Here is a 25,435-nt window from a genome sequence, read left to right on the forward strand (position 1 = left end):
GTGGTTCCTTGCAGCGCGTGGAGTAAACCCGCGATCCGCCTATGGGCAGCCGGCAACGGCCACGCCCGACATTGCTAGACCAGCGGTAGTCTCCAGCCGAACACCTCGTCCTGCGGTACTCAATCCGCGCATATCAGTCTGACCGCGCCGTCGCCTTTGACACGCTGACTACCCCGCCAGACCAACCGGCATCCCAAAAGGAAGCGGTCCCGGACAACCCAGTCCGGGACCGCTTCCCCACGCCCTTGACAGACGAACACCACATATCAGGCGGGAGCGGGGCGCGGCCATGCAACACACAACTTCCATTCAGAAAACTCCCAGAGTCTGGGAGCATCATGGGAACATGAAGAAGAACGGTCCCGAAGCCAAGCTGCTCGTCGTCGATGACGAACCGAACATCCGCGAGCTGCTCTCCACGTCCCTGCGCTTCGCTGGTTTCGAAGTCGTCTCGGCCGGCAGCGGACGCGAGGCACTGGCTGCTGCTGAGTTGCACTCCCCCGATCTGGCGGTGCTTGACGTCATGCTGCCGGACATGGACGGCTTCACCGTCACCCGCCGCCTGCGCGCCGCCGGCAAGCACTTCCCCGTCCTGTTCCTCACGGCCAAGGACGACACCGAAGACAAAGTCACCGGCTTGACCGTGGGCGGGGACGATTACGTCACTAAGCCGTTCAGCCTCGACGAGGTGGTGGCCCGCATCCGCGCCGTACTCCGGCGCACGCAGCCCCAGGTCGACGACGACGCCGTGATCCGGGTCGATGACCTCCAGCTCGACGACGACGCCCACGAGGTCCGCCGCGGCGGCACCGTGATCGAGCTCTCGCCCACGGAATTCAAGCTCCTGCGCTACCTCATGCTCAATCCGAACCGGGTCCTGTCCAAGGCCCAGATCCTCGACCATGTGTGGGAGTACGACTTCAACGGTGACGCCTCGATCGTGGAGTCCTACATCTCCTATCTGCGCCGCAAGGTGGATATCGATCCCGATGCCCCGGCACTGATCCAGACCAAGCGCGGCGTCGGCTACGTTCTGCGGACTGCCGAGAAGCGCTGACCTTGCTGTACCGCTGGAAATCGGCGTCGCTGCGCTCGCAGCTCGTGGCCATCATGATGGCACTCATGCTGGTGGCACTCACGGCCACCGGGGCGGGCACACTGACGCTGCTGCACAGCTTCCTGCAGGGCCAGGTGGATGACAAGCTCCGGGCCGCCGTCGAATCCGCGCGCCAGCAGCAGTCCTTCAGCCAGCTGCAGGAGACCAACTCCACCGTCCCCACCGACTACTCGCTGATGCTCTTCAGCCCCGGTCTTCCGCCCTACACATTCGGCGGCGACAAGGAATCCCACCCCGCCATCAGCACCTTTTCCTCGGTCGAGGCACGGGAACGCCAGCAGATGCCCTTCCAGGTCCGCGGATCCGAGGGCGGCAACTGGCGGGTCGTGGCCGTCAGCGTGGTGGACAACAACAACCGCGGCGCCGTCGTCGTGATCGGGCTGCCGCTGGATCCCGTGGACTCGGTGATGGAACATGCGGCCCTGGTGGTGGTGGGCGTGGGCCTGCTGACGCTCGTGCTGGCGTTCTTCATCGCCACGTGGACCGTCTCGCGGTCCTTCCGGCCGCTGGCCCGGGTGGAGAAGACGGCCGCCGCGATCGCCGCGGGAGACCTGTCCCAGCGTGTGGAAGTGGAGAACCCGGGCACGGAAGTGGGCCGGCTCGGGAGCTCGCTCAACGCCATGCTCGCGCACATTGAGACCGCCTTCGCCGCCCGGATGGCGTCCGAGGCGCGGATGCGGCGCTTCGCCGCCGACGCCTCGCACGAACTGCGCACCCCGCTGGTGACCATCCGCGGGTTCTCCGAGCTGTACCGGCATGGGGCGCTGTCCACTCCGGAAGACGTGGCCACGGCGATGGGGCGGATCGAAAGCGAAGCCAAGCGCATGGGAGCCATGGTGGAAGACCTGCTGCTGCTGGCCAGGATCGATGAACAGCGCCCGCTGCAGCAGAAACCCGCGGACCTGCTGCTGCTGGCCAACGACGCCGTGGTGGACACCCAGGCCAGCGACCGCAGCCGCACCATCACCCTCACCGGGCTTGACGGCGCGGCCCCCGTCGCCGCCCCGGTGCTGGGCGACGAAGCCAAACTGCGCCAGGTGGTCAGCAACCTGGTCGGCAATGCCCTGCGCTACACGCCGGAGGGCACCCCGGTCGAAATTGGCGTAGGGGTCCGGACCGCACCGGACGGAACACGGCAGTCCGTGATCGAGGTCCGGGACCACGGACCGGGCGTCCCGGATGAGGAGGCGGCCAGGATTTTCGAGCGCTTCTACCGGGCCGACACCTCCCGGACCAGGGAGACCGGCGGCAGCGGACTTGGCCTGGCGATCGTGGCCGCCATCGTCGGCTCGCATTCCGGTTCCGTGCGGGTCGGGAAGACCGACGGCGGCGGTGCCACGCTGGTGGTCAGCATCCCGTTCCTGGACGAAAACGCCACGGAACGGTCCACAGCAGACTTATCCACATAGGAGCCGACGGCGGTGTCCGGCCGGCGCGCCGCCCGCCTACGCTCGAGGTGTCCGGAAGATCCGGACGAGGCAGCCGCTCCCCGCCAGCCCTCACCGCAGGCCCACCGCTGACGGTCACCGTGCTCCGCCGGGCCGCGGCCGCCTCCCGAACATTTCGAGAGGCATTTCCATGAGCATCATCTCCGTCGACACGGAACTCCTCCAGCTGAAGTCCGCCAACGTGCAGGCCACGGTGGAGCGGATCAGCGCGGACGTCCACGCCATGAAACGGGGGCTGGACGAACTCCAGAGCAGCTGGCGGGGCTCCGCGGCGACCAATTTCCAAACCCTGGTGGCCGAGTGGACGCTGACCCAGGGCAGGGTCGAGGCTTCCCTGGCGTCCATCAACCTCGCACTGAATTCCGCTGCCGCCACCTATGCGCAGGCGGAACTGGGCAACGCGCAGCGCTTCACGTGAGCCGCACGCGCCCTCAGGCCTCGGGTGTGCCCTGGTGGAAGCGCAGACGCCATTGCGCGCCTTCAAGGACCCACAGGGAGCTGCGCAGGGCTGATCCCTCGCGCGTGTGGCTGCGGTAGGTCAAGAGCATCGTCTTCTCACCCAGCCGGTCCGCGCCCAGCAGCTCCAGCTCCACTGCTCCGCCCGGGTTGTCCTCGAGTGACATCATCATGGCGTCGCGGGTCCAGATCCGGCCGGAGCTGCCGATTTCGGTGAAGTCCGGATGGAGCAGGACACCCGTGCGGCCCAGGTCCGCCCGGGTTTCGGGGCGGAGCAGTTCCCGTTCGAGGGACTCGACGACGGCTTCGGCGCTGGCCTCCGCCAGGTCCACGGCAGGTTCTTCTTCGAGTTCGCTGAAGAGGTCCGGTTCGTCGTAGGTCCCTGGCGCGCCAAAGAGTTCCTGCTGTCCGGAAGGCGCCGGGGTTGCCTGCGGCCGGGTCGCGGCCTGCGGGGCGGCGGGCTGTGGTGCGGGGGTCTTGGCGGCCTGCGCGGCCGGTGCGGCCTGCTGGGCTGCCGGCGGCTCCGTGGAGGCCTGCTGGGCTGCCTGCTGCGTCCCGCCCTGCTGCGGCTCGAACCCGGGGCCCTGGCGGACGGCCACGCCCTGCTGGTACGCCGTGGCCGCTGCCCGGGCGCGGACGTCTGCCGCCTCGTTGAGCTCGTGGCCCGCGTGGCCCCGCACCCACTCGAAGGTGTACTTGCGGCCCACGAGCGCCTGGTCGATGTCCTTGAGGAGGTCCACGTTCAGCACCGGCTTGCCGTCGGCTTTGCGCCAGCCTTTGCGTTTCCAGCCGGGCATCCATTTGGTCACGGCGTTGATGACGTACTGGCTGTCGCAGAGGATCAGCAGGTCTTCCCCGGGCATGTGCGCCGTTGCCCGGAACAGGTCCAGCACCGCCATCAGTTCGCCCTGGTTGTTCGTGCCGTGGGGCCATCCGCCGGCCCGCCAGCAGTCGTCGTTTACGTACCAGGCCCAGCCGGCCGGGCCAGGATTTCCTAAGGCCGAACCGTCGGCCGCTGCTGTAATCGTCACTGACCTATCCTGCCAGAACCCGCCGACGCCCACCGACGCTCCCTTGGACGGGGACCGCGCTCAACGGGCAACGGCGGCCCCACCCGAAGGTGGGACCGCCGTCGTCGAACAGCCGGTGATGGCTCGCGCGGGTGGTTAGAAACCGCCCATGCCGCCCATGCCGCCCATGTCGTCGCCGCCGCCCATCGGGGCGCCAGCCTTTTCGGGCTTGTCGGCTACAACGGCCTCGGTGGTGAGGAACAGGCCGGCGATGGAAGCCGCGTTCTGCAGGGCAGAGCGGGTTACCTTGACCGGGTCGTTGATGCCGGCGGCCAGGAGGTCGACGTACTCGCCGGTGGCGGCGTTGAGGCCGTGGCCTGCGGGCAGGCCGCGGACCTTGTCCACGACGACGCCGGGCTCGAGGCCGGCGTTGAAGGCGATCTGCTTCAGCGGGGCGTCGATGGCAACGCGGACGATGTTCGCGCCCGTTGCTTCGTCACCGGAGAGCTGCAGGTTCGCGAATGCCTTGGCGCCTGCCTGGATCAGGGCAACGCCACCGCCGGCGACGATGCCCTCTTCGACAGCAGCCTTGGCGTTGCGGACGGCGTCCTCAATGCGGTGCTTGCGTTCCTTGAGTTCGACCTCGGTTGCGGCGCCGGCCTTGATGACTGCAACGCCGCCGGCCAGCTTGGCCAGGCGCTCCTGCAGCTTCTCGCGGTCGTAGTCGGAATCGGAGTTCTCGATCTCGGCGCGGATCTGGGATACGCGGCCGGCGATCTGGTCGGCGTCGCCTGCACCCTCGACGATCGTGGTCTCGTCCTTGGTGACAACAACCTTGCGGGCCTTGCCAAGGAGTTCGAGTCCGGCGGTCTCAAGCTTGAGGCCGACTTCCTCGGAGATGACCTGGCCACCGGTGAGGATGGCGATGTCGGCCAGCTGCGCCTTGCGGCGGTCGCCGAAGCCCGGAGCCTTGACGGCGACGGACTTGAAGGTGCCGCGGATCTTGTTGACGATCAGGGTGGCCAGGGCCTCGCCCTCGATGTCTTCGGCAATGATCAGCAGCGGCTTGTTGGACTGCATGACCTTTTCCAGGACAGCAACCAGTTCCTTGACGTTGGAGATCTTGGAGTTGACGATCAGGATGTACGGGTCCTCAAGGACCGTTTCCTGGCGCTCGGCGTCGGTGACGAAGTAGGCGGAGATGTAGCCCTTGTCGAAGCGCATGCCTTCGGTCAGTTCCAGCTCGAGGCCGAACGTGTTCGACTCCTCGACCGTGATGACGCCTTCCTTGCCGACCTTGTCGAGGGCTTCGGCGATCAGGGCGCCGATCTCGTTGTCGCCGGCGGAGATGGACGCGGTGGCGGCGATCTCTTCCTTGGTCTCGATTTCCTTGGCGGAGGCCAGGAGTTCGACGGTGACGGCGTCAACAGCCTTCTCGATGCCGCGCTTGAGGGACAGCGGGTCAGCGCCGGCCGCGACGTTGCGCAGGCCTTCCTTGACCAGGGCCTGTGCCAGCACGGTTGCCGTGGTGGTGCCGTCGCCTGCGACGTCATCCGTCTTCTTGGCAACTTCCTTGACCAGCTCGGCGCCGATCTTCTCGTAAGGATCGTCCAGCTCGATCTCCTTGGCGATGGAAACACCATCGTTGGTGATCGTGGGGGCGCCCCACTTCTTTTCGAGGACGACGTTGCGTCCCCGCGGGCCGAGGGTGACCTTGACGGCGTCGGCGAGGATGTTCAGGCCCCGCTCAAGACCGCGGCGTGCCTCTTCATCAAATGCAATGATCTTGGCCATAACGGCAGTAGTCCTTTCGGGACAGTCGTTAAGAATGAACCTTCGCTGTGGTGCCCGCGACGGACGATCCCTACCCCGCGGCCTCTGTATGCCGCCGGGTCCGGGATCTCACCCCAGCAAAGGTGTTTCTTTAGCTCCTGGACCGGCTGCCCCACTTCGCGGCCGGACGGACCGGGCGTCGTGTTAGCAGTCAGTGCGCTGGAGTGCTAACACAATAATTAGCACTCCCCCGGGGAGAGTGCAAGCAGTGCGCGGCCGGAACCGCACGCCACGCGGGCACAATACGCTACGAGCGATCAGGCGCCGCTGCTGCTCGCGGCTTCCGTGCCGCTCACCGTGGGCAGGTTGTCCTCGCCGTAGGTGGAGACCATGTAGTTCGCTTCGGTGATGTCGCCGTGGGAATCAAAGTTGATCCGTCCGGACTGGCCGTCATAGTCCGGACGCTGGCCCGCCCGGAGGACGCCGATGCAGTCCTGGTAGCTGGTGCACGACTTGCCGGGCGGCTGGCTGCCGGCTGCCGGGGTGCCGCCGGAGACCGCGACGAGGGACGCCGCGATGGAGGTTCCGGCGTCGTCCTCTGCCGCGGCGGCGGCGACGGCGGCCAGGACGACGGCGTCGTACGTCTCGGCGGCAAACACCATGTCCTTCAGCCCGGGATCGACGGCCACGAGGTCCGTCTGGAAGGTGGCGGAGGGGAACACGCCGGGCAGGATCCCGCGTGCGCCCTCGAGCGCCCGGGCGCCCAGGCCGGAGCCGTACTTGTTGACGGCTCCGTCGCTGAGGACCAGTTTCTTGCCGGCGAGGCCGGCGTTGTTCAGCTCGGCGATGGCGCCCTGGGCGCCGTCACGCGAGACCAGGACGACGGCATCGGGGTTGGCAGCCTTCGCGGCGGCGGCAGCCTGCTGCGCCTGGCCGGGAGTGAACTCCGCGTCGGCCACGACTTCCATCCCGGACTGTTTCGCCGCAGCGCCGACGGCGGCGGCGACGGCTGTGCCGTAGTCGCCTTCCTCGTGGACCACCGCCAAGGTCTTGGCGCCGCCGTCTTTGACCAGCTTGGCGAGGACGGATGCCTGGGCGATGTCGGACGCCGAGGTGCGGAAATAGTAGCCGCCGCTCTTGTAGTTGCTGAGCGCGGCGGCGGTGTTGGCCGGGGAGATGACAGTTACCTTGGCGTTGGCCAGCACGTCGATGGCGGCCGGGGCACGGCTGGAATCGGTCGGGCCGATCACGACGTCGGCCTTGGCGGCAACCAGCGCTTTCGCCTGGGCGGCGGTGTCCGTGCTGATGGTCTCCGGCAGCAGCTCCACCGGTTTGCCTTTGTGCCCGCCGGCAGCGTTGATCTCCTTGACGGCAAGTTTGGCCGCTGCGAGCTGCGAGGCGTTGAGGAAGTTCTGCTTGCCCGTGTTGTCCAGGATCAGGCCGATGCGCAGGGTGCCGTCACCGCTCGCGTCGGCGCTGGCCACACGGGCACTGCCCGCCGGGCCCAGGCAGCCCGTCAGGGCCAGGGCCGCTACTGTGGCCGCCGCCAGGGCGCGGCCCAGCGGCAAAGTTCCTCCGGGGCGCCTCGCCGCGTTCCGCGGGGCGTTCGTGACGGCAGCCAGTGCCACTAGGCGGGCCGGACGCTTTCAGCCTGCGGGCCCTTTTCGCCCTCGCCGACTTCCAGTTCCACCCGCTGGCCCTCGTCCAGGGCGCGGTAGCCTTCCCCGACGATCGCGGACCAGTGCACGAAGACGTCGTTCTCGGAACCGTCCACGGTGATGAAGCCGTAGCCCTTTTCGGCGTTGAACCATTTGACGGTTCCCAGTGCCATGGTGTCCACACTTTCAGCTAGCTTGCGTGCGGCCCACCTCGATGTGCGCCGCGGACTGCGAAGAGAAATCCGCAGATACTGTACCCACAGCGTCCCCCAGGAACGCCGGCGGCGGGCAGGGCCGCCGCCTAATAGTTATTCAGGCGTAACCGGATTTGGCTACTGGTAGCCCGGTCCGAGCACGACGACAAGGGGCATGTTGAACTCGGCGGAGTCCACGAGGGTGTCGATGCCGAGGAGGGTTCCGAGTGCCTCCGCGTTGTCCTTCTGCTCGACGCCGCTGTAGAAGATCACCGACGTCTGCTGCGGGACACCGCCCCAGTTGCCTGCCTCGCCCAGGACCCAGCCGTCGGAGGTGACGGTGCCGCCGACCCGGGTGGCCAGGCCGGCGGTGGTGGTCGCGTTGTAGACCGTCACCGGCTGCGTCTTGTCCACGGCTGCGGCTGTGGCGCTGGGCGTCGCTGAAGGCGATGCCGCCGGCGCCGCGGCGGATTCCGTGCCGGCCGGCTCCGGGCTCGTCGGCGCGGGGCTGGGGCTCACGGGGCTCGAGGCGGACGCGCTGCTGCCGGCAGAGGCGGAAGCGCTGTCTCCGGCGGTCACGGCCGCGGCCTGGCCTGCGGAGAAGCCGAGCTTCGGCAGGATCAGGAAGGCCACCAGGCCGATCGCCAGGGCTACGCAGCCGGCTGCCAAGATGGGCGCCAGACTCCGGCGCCGTGATGCTGCGACGGCCCGGTGGACTCCCTGCCGGGTAGAGGTCTCCGGGACCCGATCAAATTCATCCCGAGCGTATTTGGTCATGGTAAAACGACGTCCTTGCTGATTTCATACGGGGTGCCCGAGGCCGGAACGGACGCAACAGGACTTGCGCATCCGGCTGCTCGTGACGCGACTTTACGAATCTGTTCCCAGACGACGGGCAGTGCGGGCACGTTGGCGTGATGTACGTAGTCTACGCAATCTCTTGACCAGCATGGGATCGTGGGCCAGCGCATCCTCGGTATCGATGAGGGCATTGAGGATCTGGTAGTAGTGCGTGGCGGACAGATCGAACAGCTCGCGGATGGCTTGTTCCTTGGCTCCCGCGTACTTCCACCATTGCCGCTCCAAGGCCAGCATCTGTTGGTCGCGGGCGCTCAGCGCAGACTCCGCGGACACCCCGTCCAGGCCCGCACCGGCGGTGGGGAAGACAGCAGAATCCCCCGCGAGCACGTACTCTTGCGCTGTTTCGGCCACGACACACTCCCTGGCTGGATCCGGTAAAAAGTCAGTCCCCATGCTACGGCCGAATGACAGGGTTGTCATTCGGGCCGGCGCCGAAACGGACGGCAGCTGGGGAAGAATGGGTGCTGTGTTTGATTCCGAGTTTGACTCCGCCAGTGAACCCGACGCTTTGTTCGAGCTGGAGCCCGCAGCCGCCGACGCCCTGAGCTTCGCGGACCTGGCCCGCCGGCCGCTGGACGCGCTGGTTGCTCCGGACTGGGCGGAGACGCTGGCGCCGGTGGAGGCGCAGTTGCGCGAAGCCCTGGCCTTTGTCGCGGGTGAAGTGGCCGCCGGGCATGGCGTGTTGCCCCCGCCGGCGAACCTGCTGCGGGCTTTCCGGCAGCCGCTGGCCGGAGTCCGGGTGCTGGTGGTGGGCCAGGACCCGTATCCGACGCCGGGGCACGCCGTGGGGCTGTCCTTCGCCGTGGACGGCGCCACCCGGCCGATCCCCCGCAGCCTGGCAAACATCTACAAGGAACTTCAGACCGATCTCGGCTTCCCCCCGCGCGTCCACGGGGACCTCAGCCGCTGGGCGGAGCAGGGCGTACTGCTGCTCAACAGGGTGCTCAGCGTCCGTGCCGGGGCGGCAGGCTCGCACCGGAACAAGGGCTGGGAGGCCGTTACGGCGGCGGCCATCCGGGCAGTCGCCGACCGCGCCTCCGCCTCTGGTACGGGCCATGCCCCGCTGGTGGCGATCCTGTGGGGGAAGGATGCCGAGTCGGTGCGGCCGTTGCTGGGGTCCGCCGCCGTGATCACCAGTGCCCACCCCAGCCCGCTCTCGGCCTCGCGGGGCTTCTTCGGGTCCCGGCCGTTCAGCCGGGCCAACGCCCTGCTGCTGGAACAGGGCAACGGGACGGTCGATTGGGAACTGCCGCCGCTGCCGTAACAGGCCTCCGCGCAAAGCTCCCGGCGGGGGTTCTTGGTTAGGCTTAGCTGCATGACATCCGTCCCCGCTGCCACCACCGCCACCCGGAATTCGCGCCCCCAGACCGACCTGACGGTCCTGCGCAGGGAGCAGCTCTCCCCGCACATGGTCCGGATTATCGCCGGCGGCCCTGGCTTCGCCGGGTTCGTCAACAACGACTACGTGGACCGGTACGTCAAGATCGTGTTTCCGCAACCCGGCGTCGAATACCCGGAACCGCTGGACCTGTGGGCCATCCGGGAAACCATGCCGCGCAGTCAGTGGCCGCACACCCGGACCTACACGGTCCGCTGGGTGGACGCGGCGGCGCAGGAACTGGCCATTGACTTTGTGATCCACGGCGACGAGGGCCTCGCCGGCCCCTGGGCGGCCTCGGCCCAGCCCGGCGATCGCCTGACTTTCACCGGCCCGGGCGGCGGGTACAACCCGGATCCGGCCGCGGACTGGTACCTGTTCGCCGGCGATGAATCAGCGTTGCCGGCCATCGGCGCCGCGATCGAATCCCTGCCGGAGGATGCCCGCGGCCTGGCCCTGCTCGAAGTGGACAGCGACGCCGACGTCCAGGCCATCGCCGGCCCGGCCGGCGTCGAACTGCGCTGGCTGCTGCGCGGCGGCGCCCCCGCCGGCGAGAGCGGACTGCTGGTCACGGCAGTACGCGACACCGAGTGGCCTGAGGGCCGGGTGCACGTCTTTGCCCACGGCGAGCGGGGCTACATGAAGGGCCTGCGGGACGTTTTCTACGTGCAGCGCGGGCTGGAGCGGGCCCAGGTGTCCCTCTCGGGCTACTGGGCCAAGGGCCGGGTGGAGGACGACTTCCAGGCGGAGAAGAAGCTCCCCATCGGCAAGATCTGAGCGGCAAGATCTAAGCGGCAAGATCTAAGCGGCAACATCTGACGCCGCAAGAGCTAGCGGCGGCGGGCCCTGCGCCGTTCGTTGCTCGCCAGGCTCCGCGTCAGGGGCCGCGCCAGGGTGTCGCCGAGCACGATGCCGGCTGCGACACCGAGCACGATCGCCCCGGCGTTGAGCATCCCGCCGGCGCCCATGAGAATCTCCGATTCCTCGATGGTCAATACATACATGGACCGGAATATAGTGAGCCCGGGGAGCAGAATCAGGGCTGCGGGGACGGCCACCACCAGCTGCGGGGCGCCCATCCGGAGGGCCACGACGCGGGCCAGCAGGCCGATCACCACGGCGGCCAGGGCGGGGGCGAAGCGGGACCCGATGCCCAGGGCGTCACCGCCGATGAGGACCAGATAGCCCACCACCCCCACGGCCGCCGTCGGCAGCAGCAGCTTCCAGCTGGTCTGTTCCGTAATGCCGATCATCAGCACCGCAATGGCGATCAGGATGACGATCACCCACAAGTCATACTTGGGCGGGAATGTCTTGGTGACGTCTATGGGATCCATGCCGGTCATGTCCCCCACGACGAACCCGACGGCGATGCCGGCTACCAGCGCCCCGAAAGTCAGCATGGTGGACAGGAACCGGCCGGCCGCCGTGACCGGGAAGCCGTTGATCGCATCCTGCACCGAGGACACGAGGCGTCCCGTTGGCAGGAGCAGCAGGATCCCGCCGACCACCACGATCTCGGGGGCAATCTGCACCCCCAGCGGGGTGCCAAAGCGCCACAGCAGCAGGGCGATGATGGTCACCAGGAACGAACACGAGGCCGTGATGAAGAAGTCCGGCGTACGCCAGCGGCCCAGCTGGCGGGCCAGCAGGCTGACCAGCAGATTGGAGAGGAACGCGACTATTGAGGCGCCCGGCCCGCCGCCCAAGACGCCGACGAAGACGGCGGAGAACACGCCGAATGCCACCGTGACCATCCACCGCGGGAACGGCTTGGGGCTGCGGGTGATGTCATCGAGCCGGCGCGCGGCTTCCTCGCGGCCGACGCCGCCCGCCACAATGTCCGTGACCAGCTGGTGCACTTGCGAGAGGCCGGCGTAGTTGTTGGTCCAGGACCGCACCACGCGCAGCAGTGAGATGGGCGTCTGGTCCCGCGGGGCATAGTTGATGGCCACCGACTGGTTGGTGATGTCCACCTCGATGTTCTTGAGCCCCAGCGCGGCAGTGATCGCGATGATGCTGGTCTCGACTTCGAGGGCGCCTGCCCCGTACCGGAACATGGATTCGGCCAGTTTCAGGGCGAAGTCGATGGTCTTGCGGGCTGCAGCGTCCACCCCGCCGACCTGGATCATCGGGTTGGCGTAGGGGCTGCCGGCGAGCCGGTCCACGATGGACATCGGCGCCGTCGGCGGGTTTTCGCCCTGGACCAGGCGGCGCAGCATCCTCTTGGCGGCGGCGTTCTGGCGCACCTGCGTGGCCGACATTGGCTGCGTCCGGGGCAGGCCGTCCGTGGCCGGCCTGCGGTGGCCGTCGATTCCGCTGTTCATTCCGGCCTCCTCACTGTCCTTGACTGTCCTTGATTGTTTTGGCTCGGTTTAGTAAAACTGCTGGCCCGTGCGCCGGGTGTACACCTGGCGTGCCACGCGCTCCCCCGCCGCCATCCAGGCCTTGTACTTCAGCGGGCTCAGGACCTGGTCATAGCAGCCGACAAAGTCGGTCACCGTCTTGCTGAAGCTGGTTTTGAAAAGCCCCAGCCCATGGAACGGGTTCGACGTGTCCTTGAGCTTGTCGCTCGGCGGCGTGCCGCAGAAGTCGTATTCGGTGCAGCCGAGGTCCTTGACCTGGTTGATCGCGGTCCACTGCACGAGGTGCGAGTCACCGTACTGGCCACGTTTCTGCAGGGAGCCGCCGTCCTTGTACGTTCCCTTGCGGCCGTAATTGATCACGAACGCGCCCACCGAGGGCACGCCGTTTTCGTACACGAAGAGCAGCCTGCCCTGGTCCCTGGCCAGGAAGTTGGTCCAGAACTGGCGGTAGTACTCGTACTCGCGCACCCGGACCTGGGACTTGGCTTCCACCGTGGTGGTCATCAGGGCATACATGGCCCGGAAGTTCTCTTCCGTGGGCTCGACATTGTGGACTTCCACGCCCTCGCGGATGGCGCGGCGCACGGCGTTGCGGCCCCGGGAGTGCAGGTTGCGCAGCAGCTGGTTTTCCTCGGGCGCAATATCGAGCAGCGCCGTGGAGTCATTCGGCTGCAGGTTGTGGGTCTTGACCAGGCCGGCCCCCTCAAGGATCCGCGCGGCGTCGTCGGACAAGACAATGTCCGGTTCGATCTTGATCGCGAAGACGCCCAGCTTGGCCCGTTTGACGAAGTCCGCGTTCGCCGCGACGATCCCGGGGATGTCCTCGACGGACGCCACGTCGGGTCCCTTGATCAGGTACCAGAGCTTGCCGAGCACCGGAAAGGACTTCTCCAGGACCAGGTTGTAGCTCGTGTAATCGGCCGACTCGTACACCAGGTGCAAGGGCTTCCAGCCAAAGTGCTGCTTGACCTCGGCGAAGGCTTCCGATTGCAGGAGATTGCCGCCGTTGGGGTTCGCGGTGACGTGGGCATCCCAGTTGGCAATCTCTTCGGCAGAGGCAAAGCGGGCAGTGAATTCTCGCAAGGGTGCGGTATCCAATCATTGCGGTACGAGCTTCGGCGGCATGCGGACATGCAGCCCCAAGTCTATCGGTCCGCACCCTGCCGCCGGGCCGGGCCAGGCGGTTACGCTGGTCTCATGCAGGCTCAGCAACAACCGCTGGAAGGACGTCCCGGAGCGCCAGGCCGCCGCTCCTCGCGCGGCGGGGGCAGCGGCTTCTCCCAGGTGGTCGCGCTGCTGCTGTTCCTCGGCGCGTCGGCGCTCGTTGCGGGCCTCGGCGGCCTGGCCACGGCCAACCACGTCAACGGCTGGTACGCCACCGCGGACAAGGCCCCTTGGTCCCCGCCGAACTGGGTTTTCGGGCCCGTCTGGACGGTACTGTACGCCGCCATGGCCGTTGCGGCGTGGCTCGTCTGGCGCAGCCGCGCCCCGGGGTCCAAAGCGGCCCTGACAGCCTACGGCGTGCAGTTGGGGCTGAACCTGCTCTGGACGCCGGTCTTCTTCGCCCTGTACCCGGCGCTCGGGACGACGGCGCTGTGGATCGCGTTCGGGATCATCGTGGCTTTGGCCGTGGCCGTGGCCGTGACGGTGGTGCTCTTCGGGCCGATCAGCCGGACGGCAGGACTGCTGATGCTGCCCTACCTGTCGTGGATCGTGTACGCGTCCTCGCTGAACCTCTGGGCGGCGCTGCACAACTAGCGCCTGCACAGCTGGGGCAGAGTCCCGCCACGTCAGCCCCAGCCGGCCGGGGTCAGCTTCCTAGCACTCCACGACGTTGACGGCGAGGCCGCCCATTGCGGTTTCCTTGTACTTGGAGCTCATGTCCTTGCCGGTTTCGCGCATGGTCACAATGACCTCGTCCAGGGAGACCCGGTGCGTGCCGTCGCCCCAGAGCGCCATCTTGGCGGCGTTGATGGCCTTGGCGGCGGCGATCGCGTTGCGTTCGATGCACGGGACCTGCACGAGTCCGCCGATCGGGTCGCAGGTCAGGCCCAGGTTGTGTTCCATCGCGATTTCCGCGGCGTTCTCCACCTGCTGGGGTGTGCCGCCCATGACCTCGGCCAGGCCGGCGGCCGCCATCGAGGACGCCGAGCCCACCTCGCCCTGGCAGCCAACCTCCGCACCGGAAATCGAGGCCTGCTCCTTGTAGAGCACCCCGATCGCGCCCGCGGTCAGCAGGAACTTAACGATCGTCTCGTCGCGGTCGGCCTGGGTGGCCTTGTCCATGCCGGGGGCGAAGTGCAGGGCGTAGTAGAGCACGGCCGGGATGATGCCGGCGGCGCCGTTCGTGGGGGCGGTGACCACGCGCCCGCCGGAGGCGTTTTCCTCGTTCACGGCCAGCGCGATCAGGTTGACCCATTCCTGCCAGTACTTCGGGTCCCGGAAGTCGGGGTCCTGGTCCAGGGTTTCCTTCATGAGGCGTTTGTGCCAGTCCGGGGCCCGGCGGCGGACCTTGAGCCCGCCGGGCAGCAGCCCCTCGCGCTTGAGGCTGACCTCGACGCAGCCCTCCATCACCGAGTAAATGTGCAGGAGCCCGTCGCGGATCTCGTCCTCGGTCCGGGAGGCGCGCTCGTTGACGAACATGATCTCGCCGATGGAGAGGCCCTTGGACTGGCAGCGGCCCAGCAGTTCCGCTGCCGTGCGGAACGGCAGCGGCAGTTCCTTCTTCGATTCATCGAGTTCCTTGAGCGCCGCGTCCTCCTCGCCCTCGCGCACGATGAAGCCGCCGCCGACGGAGAAGAACGTGGCGGTGTGCAGGACTTCGCCGTCGGCGCCGGAAACCGTAAAGGTCATGCCGTTGGTGTGCCGGGGGAGAATGGTCAGGGGGCGCAGGATCATGTCCTTCACCCCGTACGGCAGCTGCACGGAGCCGGCCAGCTGCAGTTTCCCGGTTTCGGCGATCGCGGCGAGCCGTTCCTCGACTTCCTCGGGCAGGATCAGCTCGGGGTGGAAGCCTTCCAGGCCGAGCAGGATCGCGGTCATGGTGCCGTGGCCATGCCCGGTGGCGGCGAGGGAGCCGTACAGGTCCACGCGCAGCGACGCCACCTTCTCCAGGTCCCCGGAGGCTTTGAGCTCCTCGGCGAAGAGGGCGGCGGCCCGCATGGGCCCCACCGTGTGCGAGCTGGACGGCCCTATTCCGATGGAAAAGAGATCGAAGACTCCAACAGCCATTGTCGGTTCCTAACTAGGTCTTGCTGTGGCCCGGCAGAGGGTCCTGCCGGAAGGCGGTGCGGCCGCCGGTAGGCGGTGCGGCCGCCGGAAGGGCGGTGCGGCCGCCGGAAGGCGGTGCGGCCGCCGGAAGGCGGTGCGGCCGCCGGAAGGCGGTGCGTTCCGCCGGAGGCACGACGCCGGGCGGCAGCTTGTGGCGGCGGCCCGGCGACGTGATCTGTACTGCGTCTACTTCTGTCATACGTCGCCTAGGCGAGGTTATCAACCGAGGGGTAGAGCGGGTGGGCGGCGGCGAGGGCCTGAACCCGGGCGCGCAGACCGGACAGGTCGGCGCCGGCGTCGGCGATCAGCGCCTCAGCGATGATGTCCGCGACTTCCGCGAAAGCCGCCCCGCCGAAACCGCGGGTGGCCAGCGCCGGGGTGCCGATCCGCAGCCCCGAGGTGACCATCGGCGGGCGCGGGTCGAACGGCACGGCGTTGCGGTTGACGGTGATGTCGATTTCCGCGAGGCGGTCCTCGGCCTCCTGGCCGTTGAGTTCGCAGTTGCGCAGGTCCACGAGGACCAGGTGCACGTCGGTGCCGCCGGAGATCACGTTGATCCCCTTCGCGGTCACGTCGTCCTGGACCAGCCGGCCGGCGAGGATCCGGGCGCCGGCGAGCACCCGCTCCTGGCGTTCCTTGAACTCCGGGGACGCAGCGATTTTGAAGGCCACGGCCTTCCCGGCGATCACGTGCTCCAGCGGTCCGCCCTGCTGGCCGGGGAACACTGCCGAGTTGATCTTCTTGGCGATGTCGGCATCGTTGGAGAGGATGATGCCGCCGCGCGGACCGGCGAGGGTCTTGTGCGTCGTGGAGGTGGTCACGTGCGCGTGCGGCACCGGGGAGGGGTGCAGCCCGGCGGCGACGAGGCCGGCGAAGTGCGCCATGTCCACCATCAGGTAGGCCCCAACGGAATCGGCGATCCGGCGGAACTCGGCGAAGTCCAACTGCCGGGCGTACGCGGACCAGCCGGCAACGATCAGCTGCGGCTTGTGCTCCTGGGCCAGGCGTTCGACCTCGGCCATGTCGATCCGGTGGTCCTCTTCGCGGACCTGGTACGGGATGACGTTGTACAGGCGGCCGGAGAAGTTGATCTTCATGCCGTGCGTGAGGTGGCCGCCGTGTGCCAGGTTCAGGCCCATGATGGTGTCGCCCGGACGGATCAGGGCGTGCATCACCGAGGCATTGGCCTGCGCGCCGGAGTGCGGCTGGACATTGGCGTACCCGGCACCGAACAGGGCCCTGACCCGGTCGATCGCGAGCTGCTCGATCACGTCCACGTGCTCGCAGCCGCCGTAATAGCGCTTGCCCGGGTAACCCTCGGCGTACTTGTTCGTCAGCACCGAACCCTGCGCCTGCATCACCGCCCTGGCCGTGTGGTTCTCCGAGGCGATCATCTCCAGCCCGTCCCGCTGACGGGACAGTTCGGCGTCGATGCGCGCGGCGATCTCCGGATCCAGGACGGACAGCTCCGCGTCCAGACTCGGGGAAACGACCTGCTCAAACGTGGTTACCTGCGCCGCGCTCACAGTTCGCCACCGTTCTTGGACGCATACTCCTGGGCCGAGAGCAGCGGGCCGTCCGATTCGGCGGCCACTTTGAAGAGCCAGCCGGCACCGTACGGGTCGCTGTTGATCAGGGAGGGATCGTCGACGACGGCCGCGTTGGTTTCGGTGACCTCGCCCGTCACCGGGGCGTAGAGGTCCGAGACGGACTTGGTCGACTCAACCTCGCCGCACGTCTCCCCCGCGGTCACCGTCGACCCGACCTCGGGCAAGTCCACGTACACAATGTCGCCCAGGGCATCAGTGGCGACGGCGGAGATGCCGATGGACACAATGTTTGATCCGGCGTTGCCGGAATCCCGCGCAACCCACTCGTGCTCGTCGGAGTACTGCAGTTCAGGGGCAACTTTTGCCATGTGTTTTTCCTTTGCGTTTGAGAAGTCGTGGGCCACGACAATTGTGGCTGGGTTGGGTGGCGGGTGAGGCAATTCCTCCGCGTGCTCGCTCGTTCCTCGCTTAGACGCACGCTTCCGGAATCCCCTCACCCTCCGTTATTCAGTTCAGTTTTCCGGGCCACCTGTTCTCCGGGAAGAAACAGTGGCCTTTCGAGGTCTTCTAGGGCCGGGCTGCTCCCTGGCCTACGGGTGTCATCAAGCTCAACCCCCAATGATCGAGCTTGCGTGGCACACCGTTGGGACAAGCCAACCCGCGGTAGGCGGCATATCCCCCAGCACCGTGGCTTTCAAAGGCGCCCGCAACGACGCTTGGAACTCGAGGTGCGTTGAACCCGAGGTGAGCTGCAGGGCCCCTTCGGGCCCGACATCCGGGAGCATGCTCCCCGCCGTCCCCCTAACCTCGCAAGCTCGGCCAGGGAACCCGGACGGCGTGGGCCCCTTCGGGAGCGTTACGTCCGCTCAGCGGGCGTCTTCGCGACCGAGCATGCAGAGGATGCCGGGTCCGACGGGCTGACGCAACCACAGTCACGCAGCCCCCGGGACAGCTTCGGCTACTTTTGGCGCTTGTAGAACGGCAGTGCGACCACTTCGAAGGGCTCGGCCTTGCCGCGGAGGTCGATGTCCAGGGCGGTGCCGGGCTCGGTGAACTCGACGTCGACGTAGGCCATCGCGACCGGGTAGCCGAGGCTCGGGCTGGGCTGGCCGGAGGTGACCTCACCGACGACGTTGCCGTCCTTGAGGACCGGGTAGTGGCCGCGGCCGGCCCGGCGTCCGAGCCCCTTGAGCCCGACGAGCTTGCGGCCCGCGGTGGCGCCGGCGCCGGCTTCCTTCTTGGCGGCGAGGGCAGCCTTGCCAATGAAGTCGCCTTCCTTGGACAGCGCGACGACGGGGCCCAGGCCGGCGGCGAACGGATCGCCTTCGAGGGAGAGCTCGTTGCCGTAGAGCGGCATGCCGGCCTCGAGGCGGAGCGAGTCGCGGGACGCGAGCCCGGCGGGGGTCAGCTCGCCGTCCTCGGCGATCGCGACGAGTGCCTGCCAGAGGGCGACGGCGGCGTCGTTCGCGACGAAGATCTCGAAGCCGTCTTCACCGGTGTAGCCGGTGCGGGCCAGCAGGAGGTCGTGGCTGGCGCCGCCGAACATGAACGGGACATCCACTGCGGCGTAGTACTTCAGGTCGGTGACGAGTTCGTGCTGCGCGGCGGGGACCAGGCGGAGCAGGATTTCCTGCGCCTTGGGTCCCTGCACGGCGATCAGCGAGGTCTCGGCGGACGCGTCCTGAACGGTAACGTCGAACCCTCCGTCCTTTCCGGAACCGGCCCGCTCAGCGAGGGCCGAGGCGACTACCTTGGCGTTGCCCGCATTGGGGACCACGAGGAACTTCTGCTCGCCACGGCGGTAGGTGATGAGGTCGTCGATGATGCCGCCGTCCTCGTTGCAGATCAGCGAGTACTTGGCCTTGCCGATGGCCATCGCGGAGATCTTGCCCACGAGGGCGTAGTCCAGGAAGGCTGCGGCGTCGGGGCCCGTGACCCAGACTTCGCCCATGTGGGAGAGGTCGAACAGGCCCGCGGAGTTGCGGACGGCGTGGTGCTCGGCGAGTTCGGAGCTGTACTTCAGGGGCATCTGCCAGCCGCCGAAGTCCGTGAAGGAGGCGCCGAGCTTCTTGTGCTCTTCGTAAAGTGCCGTGTAGTTCTCAGTCATCGTTGGCTGTCCCTAGTTGTTAGAGGCGGAGTTGGCGGAGTCGTCGGAGTGGGCTGCTGTGTCCTCTTCGAAGGCTTCGAGGGGAGGGCAGGAGCAGATCAGGTTGCGGTCCCCGGCTGCGCCGTCGATGCGGCCGACGGGCGGGAAGTATTTGTCCTGCTTGAGCGTGTGGACCGGGAAGACGGCCTGTTCGCGAGGGTATGCGCGGGTCCAGTCGGTGCTAATCACGGCAGCGGCGGTGTGCGGTGCGTTGCGCAGCGGGCTGTGCTCCACGGTGAAGTCGCCGTGGGCCACCTGGTCGATCTCGGCGCGGATGGCGACCATGGCCGTGATGAAGCGGTCGATCTCGCCGAGGTCCTCGGATTCGGTGGGCTCCACCATCAGGGTGCCGGCCACCGGGAACGCCAGGGTCGGGGCGTGGAAGCCGTAGTCGATCAGTCGCTTGGCCACGTCCTCGGCGGTCACGCCGGTCTTGGCCGTGAGTTCGCGCAGGTCCAGGATGCACTCGTGCGCCACCAGGCCGCCTTCGCCGGTGTAGAGCACCGGGAAGGAGTCGTTCAGGCGGGCCGCGATGTAGTTCGCCGCGAGCAGGGCCGACTTGGTGGCCTCGGTGAGGCCGCGGCCGCCCATGAGCTTCACGTAGGCCCAGGAGATCGGCAGGACGCCGGCCGAGCCGTAGCGGGAGGCGGAGATGGGGGTGCCGTCGGCGCCGTTGGCGGGATCCGCCGCGTTGCCGGGCATGAACGGTGCCAGGTGCGCCTTGGCTGCGACCGGGCCGACGCCGGGGCCGCCGCCGCCGTGCGGGATGCAGAAGGTCTTGTGCAGGTTCAGGTGCGAGACGTCGCCGCCGAACATGCCCGGCTGGGCCAGTCCGACCAGGGCGTTGAGGTTGGCGCCGTCGATGTAGACCTGGCCGCCGGCGGCGTGGACCGCGTCGCAGACCTCGCGGACGTCGGCGTCATACACCCCGTGGGTGGACGGGTAGGTGATCATGATGCAGGACAGGGCGTCCTTGTGCAGCTCGATCTTGGCGGTCAGGTCCGCGTGATCGATCGTGCCGTCGGAGGCGGTGGCCACGACCACGACCTTCATGCCGGCCAGCACGGCGGAGGCCGCGTTCGTGCCGTGCGCCGAGGCCGGGATCAGGCAGACGGTGCGCTGGGCGTCACCGCGGGAGAGGTGGTAGCCGCGGATCGCCAGCAGGCCGGCGAGCTCGCCCTGGGAGCCGGCGTTGGGCTGGATGGAGACCTGGTCGTAGCCGGTGATCTCGGTCAGCTGGGCCTCGAGGTCCTCGATCAGTTCACGCCAGCCGGCGGTCTGGGATTCCGGGGCGAAGGGGTGGATCGAGGCGAACTCCGGCCAGGAGATGGCTTCCATCTCGGCCGTGGCGTTCAGCTTCATGGTGCACGAACCCAGCGGGATCATGGTGCGGTCCAGGGCCAGGTCGCGGTCCGAGAGGCGGCGGATGTAGCGCAGCAGCTGCGTCTCGGAACGGTGGGTGTTGAACACCGGGTGCTGGAGGTAGTCGGAGGTGCGCTCGACGGCGGGGTCCAGGCCGAAGCCATCAGTCGAGTCAGTCACGGACGCGCCGAACGCGGCAATGACGTCGGCGACGACTTCCACGGTCGTGGCCTCGTCGGCGGAGATGCCGACGGTGTCGGCGTCGATGGCGCGCAGGTTGACGCCCTTGGCGTCGGCTGCCGCGATGATCTCAGCTGCCCGGCCCGGCACGGAAACGGTGATGGTGTCGAAGAAGGAGGTGTGCAGCACGTCCAGGCCGGCGGCCTTCAGGGAGGCGGCGATGGTCTTGGCGTGGACGTGGACCGACTCTGCGATTGCCTTCAGCCCGTCCGGGCCGTGGTAGACCGCGTAGAAGGAAGCCACGATGGCCAGCAGGGCCTGAGCGGTGCAGATGTTGGAGGTGGCCTTCTCGCGGCGGATGTGCTGCTCACGGGTCTGCAGGGCCAGGCGGTAGGCGGGAACGCCGGCGGAGTCCTTGGAGACACCCACGAGGCGGCCGGGCATGGAGCGCTCGAGCCCCTTCTGGACGGCCATGTAGGCCGCGTGCGGGCCGCCGAAGAACAGCGGCACGCCGAAGCGCTGGGCGGAGCCGACGGCGATGTCAGCGCCCTGCTCGCCCGGGGACGTGATCAGGGTCAGGGAGAGCAGATCTGCCGCGACGGTGACGAGGGCGCCGCGTTCCTTGGCGTCGGCGATCACGGCGGTGTGGTCGAACACGCGGCCGGAGACGCCCGGCTGCTGCAGGACGACGCCGTTGATGACGCCGTCGGGCAGACCCTTGGAGAGGTCGGCGACCTCGACCTCGAAGCCGAGCGCCTCGGCGCGGCCCTTGACGATCGCGATGGTCTGCGGCAGGCAGTCGGCGTCGAGGACGGTCTTGCCGTCGTGGGCGGCCTTGTTCTTGTTGGCGCGGCGCATCATCAGCACGGCCTCGGCGACGGCGGTGGCTTCGTCCAGCAGGGAGGCGTTGGCGATCGGCAGGCCGACGAGGTCCTGGACCATGGTCTGGAAGTTCAGCAGCGCCTCGAGCCGGCCCTGGGAGATCTCCGGCTGGTAGGGCGTGTACGCGGTGTACCAGGCCGGGGCCTCAAGGATGTTGCGGCGGATCACAGGCGGAGTGAGCGTGTCGTAGTAGCCCTGCCCGATCATCTGCACGGCGGTCTTGTTCTTCGACGCCAGCTTGCGCAGCTCGGCGAGGACTTCGACTTCGCTCAGGGCCGCGGCGAGCGCGAGGTCGGCGTCCTGACGGATGTCCTTCGGAACGGCGGTGTCCACCAGGGCGTCGACGGTGTCGTAGCCGACAGCCTTCAGCATGGCGTCGACGTCGGCCTGGCGGCGCGCGCCGATGTGCCGGTCAACGAAGGACGTGGAGGCTGGGGTAACAGTCACAAGGAACTCCATAACTCAGGCGGCGCAGGGTACGCCACATTGATTCGGGTTCCTCCCCGCTCTGTATTGGACCTGAGAGTTTCCGCGCAGCCTGCGTTTCAAGGCTCCGCTTGCACCGTCGGTGAGCACAGCATGTCCGGGACACGCCTGCTACTTTCCAGAGATGCCTTGCCGCGGCGGTACATGGGCCTGAGAGATTCCTGGGGAGGGTTTGCTCCTACGGCGCCTGCTTGTACCTACTTGCAGGACTCTCCCGCCGCAGATCAAAGGCGTATTCAATTGGGGGTGACAACAGTCACAGCTCTCATTGTCCTATGCCGGGCGCGCGTCCGCAAACTCCCTCCCGGCGACGGACCCAGGTTACGGCCGTCGAGCCGCCCGCCGGGAAATCCGACGGCGTGAATTCGCCGGAAACGTCCGGGGTCGCCGCAACTTTCCGGCGACCTCGGAGCCTTCCGGCGACTTCGGCGAGGGGGGCCGGCGGCGGCGGGGGGGTGGGCGTCAGCCGCGCAGGCGCTCGACGGCGGCCAGCAGGCCTTGGACGTCCGCCTCGACTTCCGGCAGGGGCCCGCCGGGGCCCCGGGTCAGCATCGCGTTGAAGTACAGCCCGTCCCCCATATACAGGACGGCCTTCGCCATGGCGGGCCCGACGTCGGCGGCCAGCAGTTCGAGCCAGCTCGCCTGGCCGGCGGCGAAGCGGCGGAGGGTTTCCCCGTGTGCCACCTCGGCGAGCCGCGTGGCCGCCACGAAGACCCGGTCCATGGGCGTGTCCGCCCACACCGAGGACTTGATGAAGTATGCCGCCGCCCCCTCGGGGGCTGCCGCCATGGCCGCAACATCCGCGGCCAGAAGCCGGTCCAGCCGTTCCAGCAGGACCGCGATCATCGCCTCCTTGGTCGGGAAGTGGTAGAGCAGGCCGCCCTTGGAGACGCCGGCCCGGCGCGCGACGGCGTCGAGCGTCGCGGCGCGTTCGCCGACTTCGATGAGCAGGGATTCGAAGGCATCGAGTACGGCCTCGCGGGCGACGGGTTTCCTGGGCATGCCTCCCATCATGCCTGTCCTGCCGCGCATTTCTTAACTGTACCGTCCAGACGGTATAGTTACGTTCATGAGCATCACATCGATCACCGCAGCCACCAGCACTCCGGCGACCACCGCCCCCGGGGCACCGTGGCGTGACTGGGTCGCCCTGGCCCTGCTGATGTTCCCCGTCCTGCTCGTGGCCGTGGACAACACCGCGCTCACGTTCGCCCTGCCGGCCATCGCCAGCAGCCTGACCGCTTCCGGCGTCGAACTGCTCTGGATCGTCGACGCCTATCCCCTGGTCCTGGCCGGACTCCTGGTTGCGATGGGCTCCCTGGGCGACAGGATCGGCCGGCGCCGGCTGCTCTTCGTCGGCAGCGCGGGTTTCGCCGCCGTATCGGCCGTGACGGCGTTCGCGCCGAGCGCCGAATGGCTGATCGCCGGCCGCGCCGGGCTTGGCCTGTTCGGCGCCATGCTCATGCCGTCCACGCTCTCGCTGATCCGGAACATCTTTCCGCAACCCAACCGGCGCAGGCTGGCCGTGGCGATCTGGGCCGCAGGCTTCTCCGGCGGCGCCGCCCTCGGCCCGATTGCCGGCGGCTGGCTGGTGGAACACTTCTGGTGGGGCGCCGTCCTGCTGGTCGCGGTACCGATCATCCTGCCCCTGCTGCTGCTCGGCCCGGCGCTGATCCCGGAATCCCGCGACCCACAGCCGGGCCGGGTGGACGTGCCCAGCATTGTCCTGTCCCTGCTGGTCATGGTGCCGGTGGTCTACGGGATCAAGTCCCTCGCCACCCACGGGCCCGCTCCCGAGGCCTTCGCGAGCATCGGAACCGGCCTGCTCATGGGGTATGTGTTCATCCGGCGGCAGCGTGCGCTTGCCCGTGTCCACAGGACAGACCAGAGCACCGCGCCAATGCTCGATGTCAGCCTGTTTGGCAACCGGATCTTCAGTACGGCCATCGTGGCCAACGTCCTGGCACTGTTCTCCTTCAATGGCTTCATTCTCTTCCTGGCCCAGCACCTGCAGCTGCTGGAAGGCCAGTCCCCCTCGGCGTCCGGCGTCGCCATGGTCCCGGCCCTCATCGCCACAGTCGTAGCGGGGCTGCTCGTGGTCCCGCTGGTGCGCAAGGTGCGGCCCGGCTTTGTGGTGGCCGGCGGCCTGCTGCTGAGCGCGGCAGGCTATTTCCTGGTGGCATTCGGCGACCACAGCCAGGGCCCGTCGCTGCTCCTTGCCGCCCTGCTGGTGCTCTGCCTGGGGGTGGGCGCCGCGGAGACGATCTCCAATGACCTGATCCTGGGCGCCGCGCCCGCCGACAAGTCGGGGGCCGCCGCCGCCATCTCCGAGACCGGCTACGAAGTGGGGTCCCTGCTGGGAACGGCGATCCTCGGCTCAATCCTGACTGCCTCCTACCAGGGCAATCTCCGGCTTCCCGCGGGCGTGTCCGAGCTCGCCCCGGCCGCGGCCACCAGCCAGGCCGGTGAAACCCTGGCCGGCGCTGTGGATCTGGCCCGGATGCTGCCGGCGCCCCTGGCGGAGGCCGTGACGGCGGCCGCGCGCACCGCCTTCGACTCGGGCGTGCACGTCACGGCCTCAATTGCGCTGGTCCTGATGTCCGGGGCCTGCGTCCTGGCCGCCGTCGTCCTCCGGTCGGTGCCGAAGGCCAAATAAGGCTCAGCGGCCGCCGTCGGCGTCACACGTTCCGCCGCTTAAACACGAGCGTCCGGCGCCGGGAAGATACCCGGCGCCGGACGCTCATGTTTTAGGGGCGGCCTGGTGGGAGCCGGTCCCTACTTGCTGTCCGGAGTTGTCACGCTGGCCGTGGCCCGCATGGTCTCGGCATTCACCATCCAGGCGTACTGCTCAAACTTGGCGATGAACTCGTGCAGCAGATCCGCGGTGGTGGGATCTTCCTCGTCCACTTCGTCATGGACCTTGCGCATGGTGCCGACGGCCGCCTCAAGCGCGGCGACAATCCGCTCGATGGCGTCCTTCGTGTTGATCAGGCCCGCCGGGAACTCGGCCAGTGCGGTGGACTTGGAAACCGTGGAGCTTCGGCCGTCCGGGAGGGCGTGGAGGGCACGCATGCGCTCGGCGAGGTCGTCCGCGAAGCCCCGGGCGGCGTCGATGATCTCGTCCAGCTGGAGGTGAAGGTCCCGGAAGTTGGTCCCGACGATGTTCCAGTGCGCCTGCTTGCCCTGAACGTGGAGTTCGATCAGGTCCACCAGGACTGCCTGCAGGTTGGTCGTCAATGTGGGTGATGCTTTCATGAATCCTCCTCGATAGAACCGGTGCCGTGCGGGCCGCGCGTGC

The 25,435-nt window shown here is 67.9% G+C and carries 23 protein-coding genes and 2 riboswitches; of the genes, 7 read left to right on the forward strand and 16 right to left on the reverse strand.

Annotated elements, in window-relative coordinates; all coding sequences use genetic code 11:
• The first annotated feature begins 346 nt into the window (after nt 1-346).
• The 3 genes from C566_RS0118100 to C566_RS0118110 all read left to right on the forward strand — a co-directional run bounded on the left by C566_RS0118100 (nt 347) and on the right by C566_RS0118110 (nt 2,983).
• On the forward strand, nt 347-1,057 hold the full coding sequence (locus tag C566_RS0118100; protein WP_018775770.1) for a response regulator transcription factor: 711 nt from the start codon (nt 347-349) through the stop codon (nt 1,055-1,057).
• Nucleotides 1,058-1,059: 2 nt separating this feature from the next.
• Entirely contained in the window at nt 1,060-2,526 is a 1,467-nt protein-coding gene (locus C566_RS0118105) for a sensor histidine kinase (RefSeq protein ID WP_018775771.1), read from the forward strand.
• A 169-nt stretch (nt 2,527-2,695) separates the two neighbouring features.
• Nucleotides 2,696-2,983, forward strand: coding sequence for a WXG100 family type VII secretion target (locus tag C566_RS0118110; RefSeq protein WP_018775772.1), 288 nt, complete (start codon nt 2,696-2,698; stop codon nt 2,981-2,983).
• A gap of 13 nt (nt 2,984-2,996) precedes the next feature.
• On the opposite strand, the gene C566_RS0118115 is transcribed toward C566_RS0118110, so the two are convergent.
• The 6 genes from C566_RS0118115 to C566_RS0118140 all read right to left on the reverse strand — a co-directional run bounded on the left by C566_RS0118115 (nt 2,997) and on the right by C566_RS0118140 (nt 8,868).
• On the reverse strand, nt 2,997-4,052 hold the full coding sequence (locus tag C566_RS0118115) for a ribonuclease HI family protein (protein WP_018775773.1): 1,056 nt from the start codon (nt 4,050-4,052) through the stop codon (nt 2,997-2,999).
• Between the two features lie 135 nt (nt 4,053-4,187).
• Nucleotides 4,188-5,825: a chaperonin GroEL gene (groL, locus tag C566_RS0118120; RefSeq protein WP_018775774.1), complete on the reverse strand. Its 1,638-nt coding sequence runs from the start codon at nt 5,823-5,825 to the stop codon at nt 4,188-4,190.
• Between the two features lie 296 nt (nt 5,826-6,121).
• Nucleotides 6,122-7,372, reverse strand: coding sequence for an ABC transporter substrate-binding protein (locus C566_RS0118125; protein ID WP_018775775.1), 1,251 nt, complete (start codon nt 7,370-7,372; stop codon nt 6,122-6,124).
• Nucleotides 7,373-7,431: 59 nt separating this feature from the next.
• Nucleotides 7,432-7,635, reverse strand: coding sequence for a cold-shock protein (locus C566_RS0118130; RefSeq protein ID WP_026266832.1), 204 nt, complete (start codon nt 7,633-7,635; stop codon nt 7,432-7,434).
• A 159-nt stretch (nt 7,636-7,794) separates the two neighbouring features.
• Complete coding sequence (locus tag C566_RS0118135) at nt 7,795-8,433, reverse strand: LytR C-terminal domain-containing protein (RefSeq protein WP_026266833.1); 639 nt, start codon at nt 8,431-8,433, stop codon at nt 7,795-7,797.
• Nucleotides 8,434-8,526: 93 nt separating this feature from the next.
• Nucleotides 8,527-8,868, reverse strand: coding sequence for a DUF3263 domain-containing protein (locus C566_RS0118140; RefSeq protein ID WP_018775778.1), 342 nt, complete (start codon nt 8,866-8,868; stop codon nt 8,527-8,529).
• Nucleotides 8,869-8,974: 106 nt separating this feature from the next.
• Here C566_RS0118140 and C566_RS0118145 point away from each other — a divergent pair, with 106 nt between their 5' ends.
• Complete coding sequence (locus tag C566_RS0118145; RefSeq protein WP_051082365.1) at nt 8,975-9,781, forward strand: uracil-DNA glycosylase; 807 nt, start codon at nt 8,975-8,977, stop codon at nt 9,779-9,781.
• A gap of 51 nt (nt 9,782-9,832) precedes the next feature.
• Nucleotides 9,833-10,672, forward strand: a complete 840-nt coding sequence (locus C566_RS0118150) for a siderophore-interacting protein (protein WP_018775780.1) — start codon at nt 9,833-9,835, stop codon at nt 10,670-10,672.
• A gap of 53 nt (nt 10,673-10,725) precedes the next feature.
• Here the strand turns inward: C566_RS0118150 and C566_RS0118155 are convergent, their stop codons facing one another.
• Together C566_RS0118155 and C566_RS0118160 are read right to left on the reverse strand one after the other, a co-directional pair.
• A complete protein-coding gene (locus C566_RS0118155; RefSeq protein ID WP_018775781.1) occupies nt 10,726-12,222 on the reverse strand; it encodes a threonine/serine ThrE exporter family protein in 1,497 nt (498 codons plus the stop codon).
• 48 nt (nt 12,223-12,270) lie between these two features.
• The gene (locus tag C566_RS0118160; RefSeq protein ID WP_018775782.1) at nt 12,271-13,344 is read right to left on the reverse strand and encodes a lipid II:glycine glycyltransferase FemX; all 1,074 of its coding nucleotides are present in this window, start codon (nt 13,342-13,344) and stop codon (nt 12,271-12,273) included.
• Nucleotides 13,345-13,458: 114 nt separating this feature from the next.
• On the opposite strand from C566_RS0118160, the gene C566_RS0118165 reads away from it, so the two are divergent.
• On the forward strand, nt 13,459-14,019 hold the full coding sequence (locus tag C566_RS0118165) for a TspO/MBR family protein (RefSeq protein ID WP_018775783.1): 561 nt from the start codon (nt 13,459-13,461) through the stop codon (nt 14,017-14,019).
• A 60-nt stretch (nt 14,020-14,079) separates the two neighbouring features.
• Here C566_RS0118165 and C566_RS0118170 read toward each other — a convergent pair whose 3' ends face one another.
• The 7 genes from C566_RS0118170 to C566_RS0118200 all read right to left on the reverse strand — a co-directional run bounded on the left by C566_RS0118170 (nt 14,080) and on the right by C566_RS0118200 (nt 23,139).
• On the reverse strand, nt 14,080-15,492 hold the full coding sequence (locus tag C566_RS0118170) for an L-serine ammonia-lyase (RefSeq protein ID WP_018775784.1): 1,413 nt from the start codon (nt 15,490-15,492) through the stop codon (nt 14,080-14,082).
• Nucleotides 15,493-15,505: 13 nt separating this feature from the next.
• Entirely contained in the window at nt 15,506-15,730 is a 225-nt protein-coding gene (locus C566_RS0118175) for a hypothetical protein (protein WP_018775785.1), read from the reverse strand.
• Between the two features lie 7 nt (nt 15,731-15,737).
• Nucleotides 15,738-17,057, reverse strand: coding sequence for a serine hydroxymethyltransferase (glyA, locus tag C566_RS0118180; protein WP_018775786.1), 1,320 nt, complete (start codon nt 17,055-17,057; stop codon nt 15,738-15,740).
• Nucleotides 17,054-17,449 carry a glycine cleavage system protein GcvH gene (gene gcvH, locus C566_RS0118185; protein ID WP_018775787.1) on the reverse strand — a complete coding sequence of 132 codons (396 nt, stop codon included), beginning with the start codon at nt 17,447-17,449 and terminating at the stop codon, nt 17,054-17,056. The genes glyA and gcvH overlap by 4 nt, the downstream gene beginning before the upstream one ends.
• Nucleotides 17,450-18,039: 590 nt before the next feature.
• Nucleotides 18,040-19,188, reverse strand: a complete 1,149-nt coding sequence (gene gcvT, locus C566_RS0118190) for a glycine cleavage system aminomethyltransferase GcvT (protein ID WP_018775788.1) — start codon at nt 19,186-19,188, stop codon at nt 18,040-18,042.
• A gap of 12 nt (nt 19,189-19,200) precedes the next feature.
• Nucleotides 19,201-22,110 (reverse strand): aminomethyl-transferring glycine dehydrogenase, encoded by a 2,910-nt coding sequence (gcvP, locus tag C566_RS0118195; protein ID WP_018775789.1) that lies wholly within the window; start codon nt 22,108-22,110, stop codon nt 19,201-19,203.
• Between the two features lie 39 nt (nt 22,111-22,149).
• A riboswitch (glycine riboswitch) is annotated at nt 22,150-22,264 on the reverse strand.
• 1 nt (nt 22,265) lies between these two features.
• Nucleotides 22,266-22,364, reverse strand: a riboswitch (glycine riboswitch).
• 235 nt (nt 22,365-22,599) lie between these two features.
• On the reverse strand, nt 22,600-23,139 hold the full coding sequence (locus tag C566_RS0118200) for a TetR/AcrR family transcriptional regulator (RefSeq protein WP_026266834.1): 540 nt from the start codon (nt 23,137-23,139) through the stop codon (nt 22,600-22,602).
• Nucleotides 23,140-23,206: 67 nt separating this feature from the next.
• On the opposite strand from C566_RS0118200, the gene C566_RS0118205 reads away from it, so the two are divergent.
• Nucleotides 23,207-24,793 (forward strand): MFS transporter, encoded by a 1,587-nt coding sequence (locus C566_RS0118205; protein WP_018775791.1) that lies wholly within the window; start codon nt 23,207-23,209, stop codon nt 24,791-24,793.
• A 119-nt stretch (nt 24,794-24,912) separates the two neighbouring features.
• Here the strand turns inward: C566_RS0118205 and C566_RS0118210 are convergent, their stop codons facing one another.
• On the reverse strand, nt 24,913-25,392 hold the full coding sequence (locus C566_RS0118210) for a Dps family protein (protein ID WP_026266835.1): 480 nt from the start codon (nt 25,390-25,392) through the stop codon (nt 24,913-24,915).
• Nucleotides 25,393-25,435: the final 43 nt, after the last annotated feature.

The organism is Arthrobacter sp. 131MFCol6.1 (assembly GCF_000374925.1).
Taxonomy (GTDB): Bacteria; Actinomycetota; Actinomycetes; order Actinomycetales; family Micrococcaceae; genus Arthrobacter.

Bases quoted from the DNA above. Each gene is read 5' to 3' on its own strand.
- C566_RS0118205 (WP_018775791.1), top strand. From the start codon at position 23,207: ATGAGCATCACATCGATCACCGCAGCCACCAGCACTCCGGCGACCACC.
- C566_RS0118150 (WP_018775780.1), top strand. From the start codon at position 9,833: ATGACATCCGTCCCCGCTGCCACCACCGCCACCCGGAATTCGCGCCCC.
- groL (WP_018775774.1), bottom strand. From the start codon at position 5,825: ATGGCCAAGATCATTGCATTTGATGAAGAGGCACGCCGCGGTCTTGAG.
- C566_RS0118170 (WP_018775784.1), bottom strand. From the start codon at position 15,492: ATGGCTGTTGGAGTCTTCGATCTCTTTTCCATCGGAATAGGGCCGTCC.
- gcvT (WP_018775788.1), bottom strand. From the start codon at position 19,188: ATGACTGAGAACTACACGGCACTTTACGAAGAGCACAAGAAGCTCGGC.
- C566_RS0118200 (WP_026266834.1), bottom strand. From the start codon at position 23,139: ATGCCCAGGAAACCCGTCGCCCGCGAGGCCGTACTCGATGCCTTCGAA.
- C566_RS0118165 (WP_018775783.1), top strand. From the start codon at position 13,459: ATGCAGGCTCAGCAACAACCGCTGGAAGGACGTCCCGGAGCGCCAGGC.
- C566_RS0118135 (WP_026266833.1), bottom strand. From the start codon at position 8,433: ATGACCAAATACGCTCGGGATGAATTTGATCGGGTCCCGGAGACCTCT.
- gcvP (WP_018775789.1), bottom strand. From the start codon at position 22,110: ATGGAGTTCCTTGTGACTGTTACCCCAGCCTCCACGTCCTTCGTTGAC.
- gcvH (WP_018775787.1), bottom strand. From the start codon at position 17,449: ATGGCAAAAGTTGCCCCTGAACTGCAGTACTCCGACGAGCACGAGTGG.
- C566_RS0118155 (WP_018775781.1), bottom strand. From the start codon at position 12,222: ATGAACAGCGGAATCGACGGCCACCGCAGGCCGGCCACGGACGGCCTG.
- C566_RS0118210 (WP_026266835.1), bottom strand. From the start codon at position 25,392: ATGAAAGCATCACCCACATTGACGACCAACCTGCAGGCAGTCCTGGTG.
- C566_RS0118110 (WP_018775772.1), top strand. From the start codon at position 2,696: ATGAGCATCATCTCCGTCGACACGGAACTCCTCCAGCTGAAGTCCGCC.
- C566_RS0118100 (WP_018775770.1), top strand. From the start codon at position 347: ATGAAGAAGAACGGTCCCGAAGCCAAGCTGCTCGTCGTCGATGACGAA.
- C566_RS0118175 (WP_018775785.1), bottom strand. From the start codon at position 15,730: ATGACAGAAGTAGACGCAGTACAGATCACGTCGCCGGGCCGCCGCCAC.
- C566_RS0118145 (WP_051082365.1), top strand. From the start codon at position 8,975: ATGGGTGCTGTGTTTGATTCCGAGTTTGACTCCGCCAGTGAACCCGAC.
- C566_RS0118130 (WP_026266832.1), bottom strand. From the start codon at position 7,635: ATGGCACTGGGAACCGTCAAATGGTTCAACGCCGAAAAGGGCTACGGC.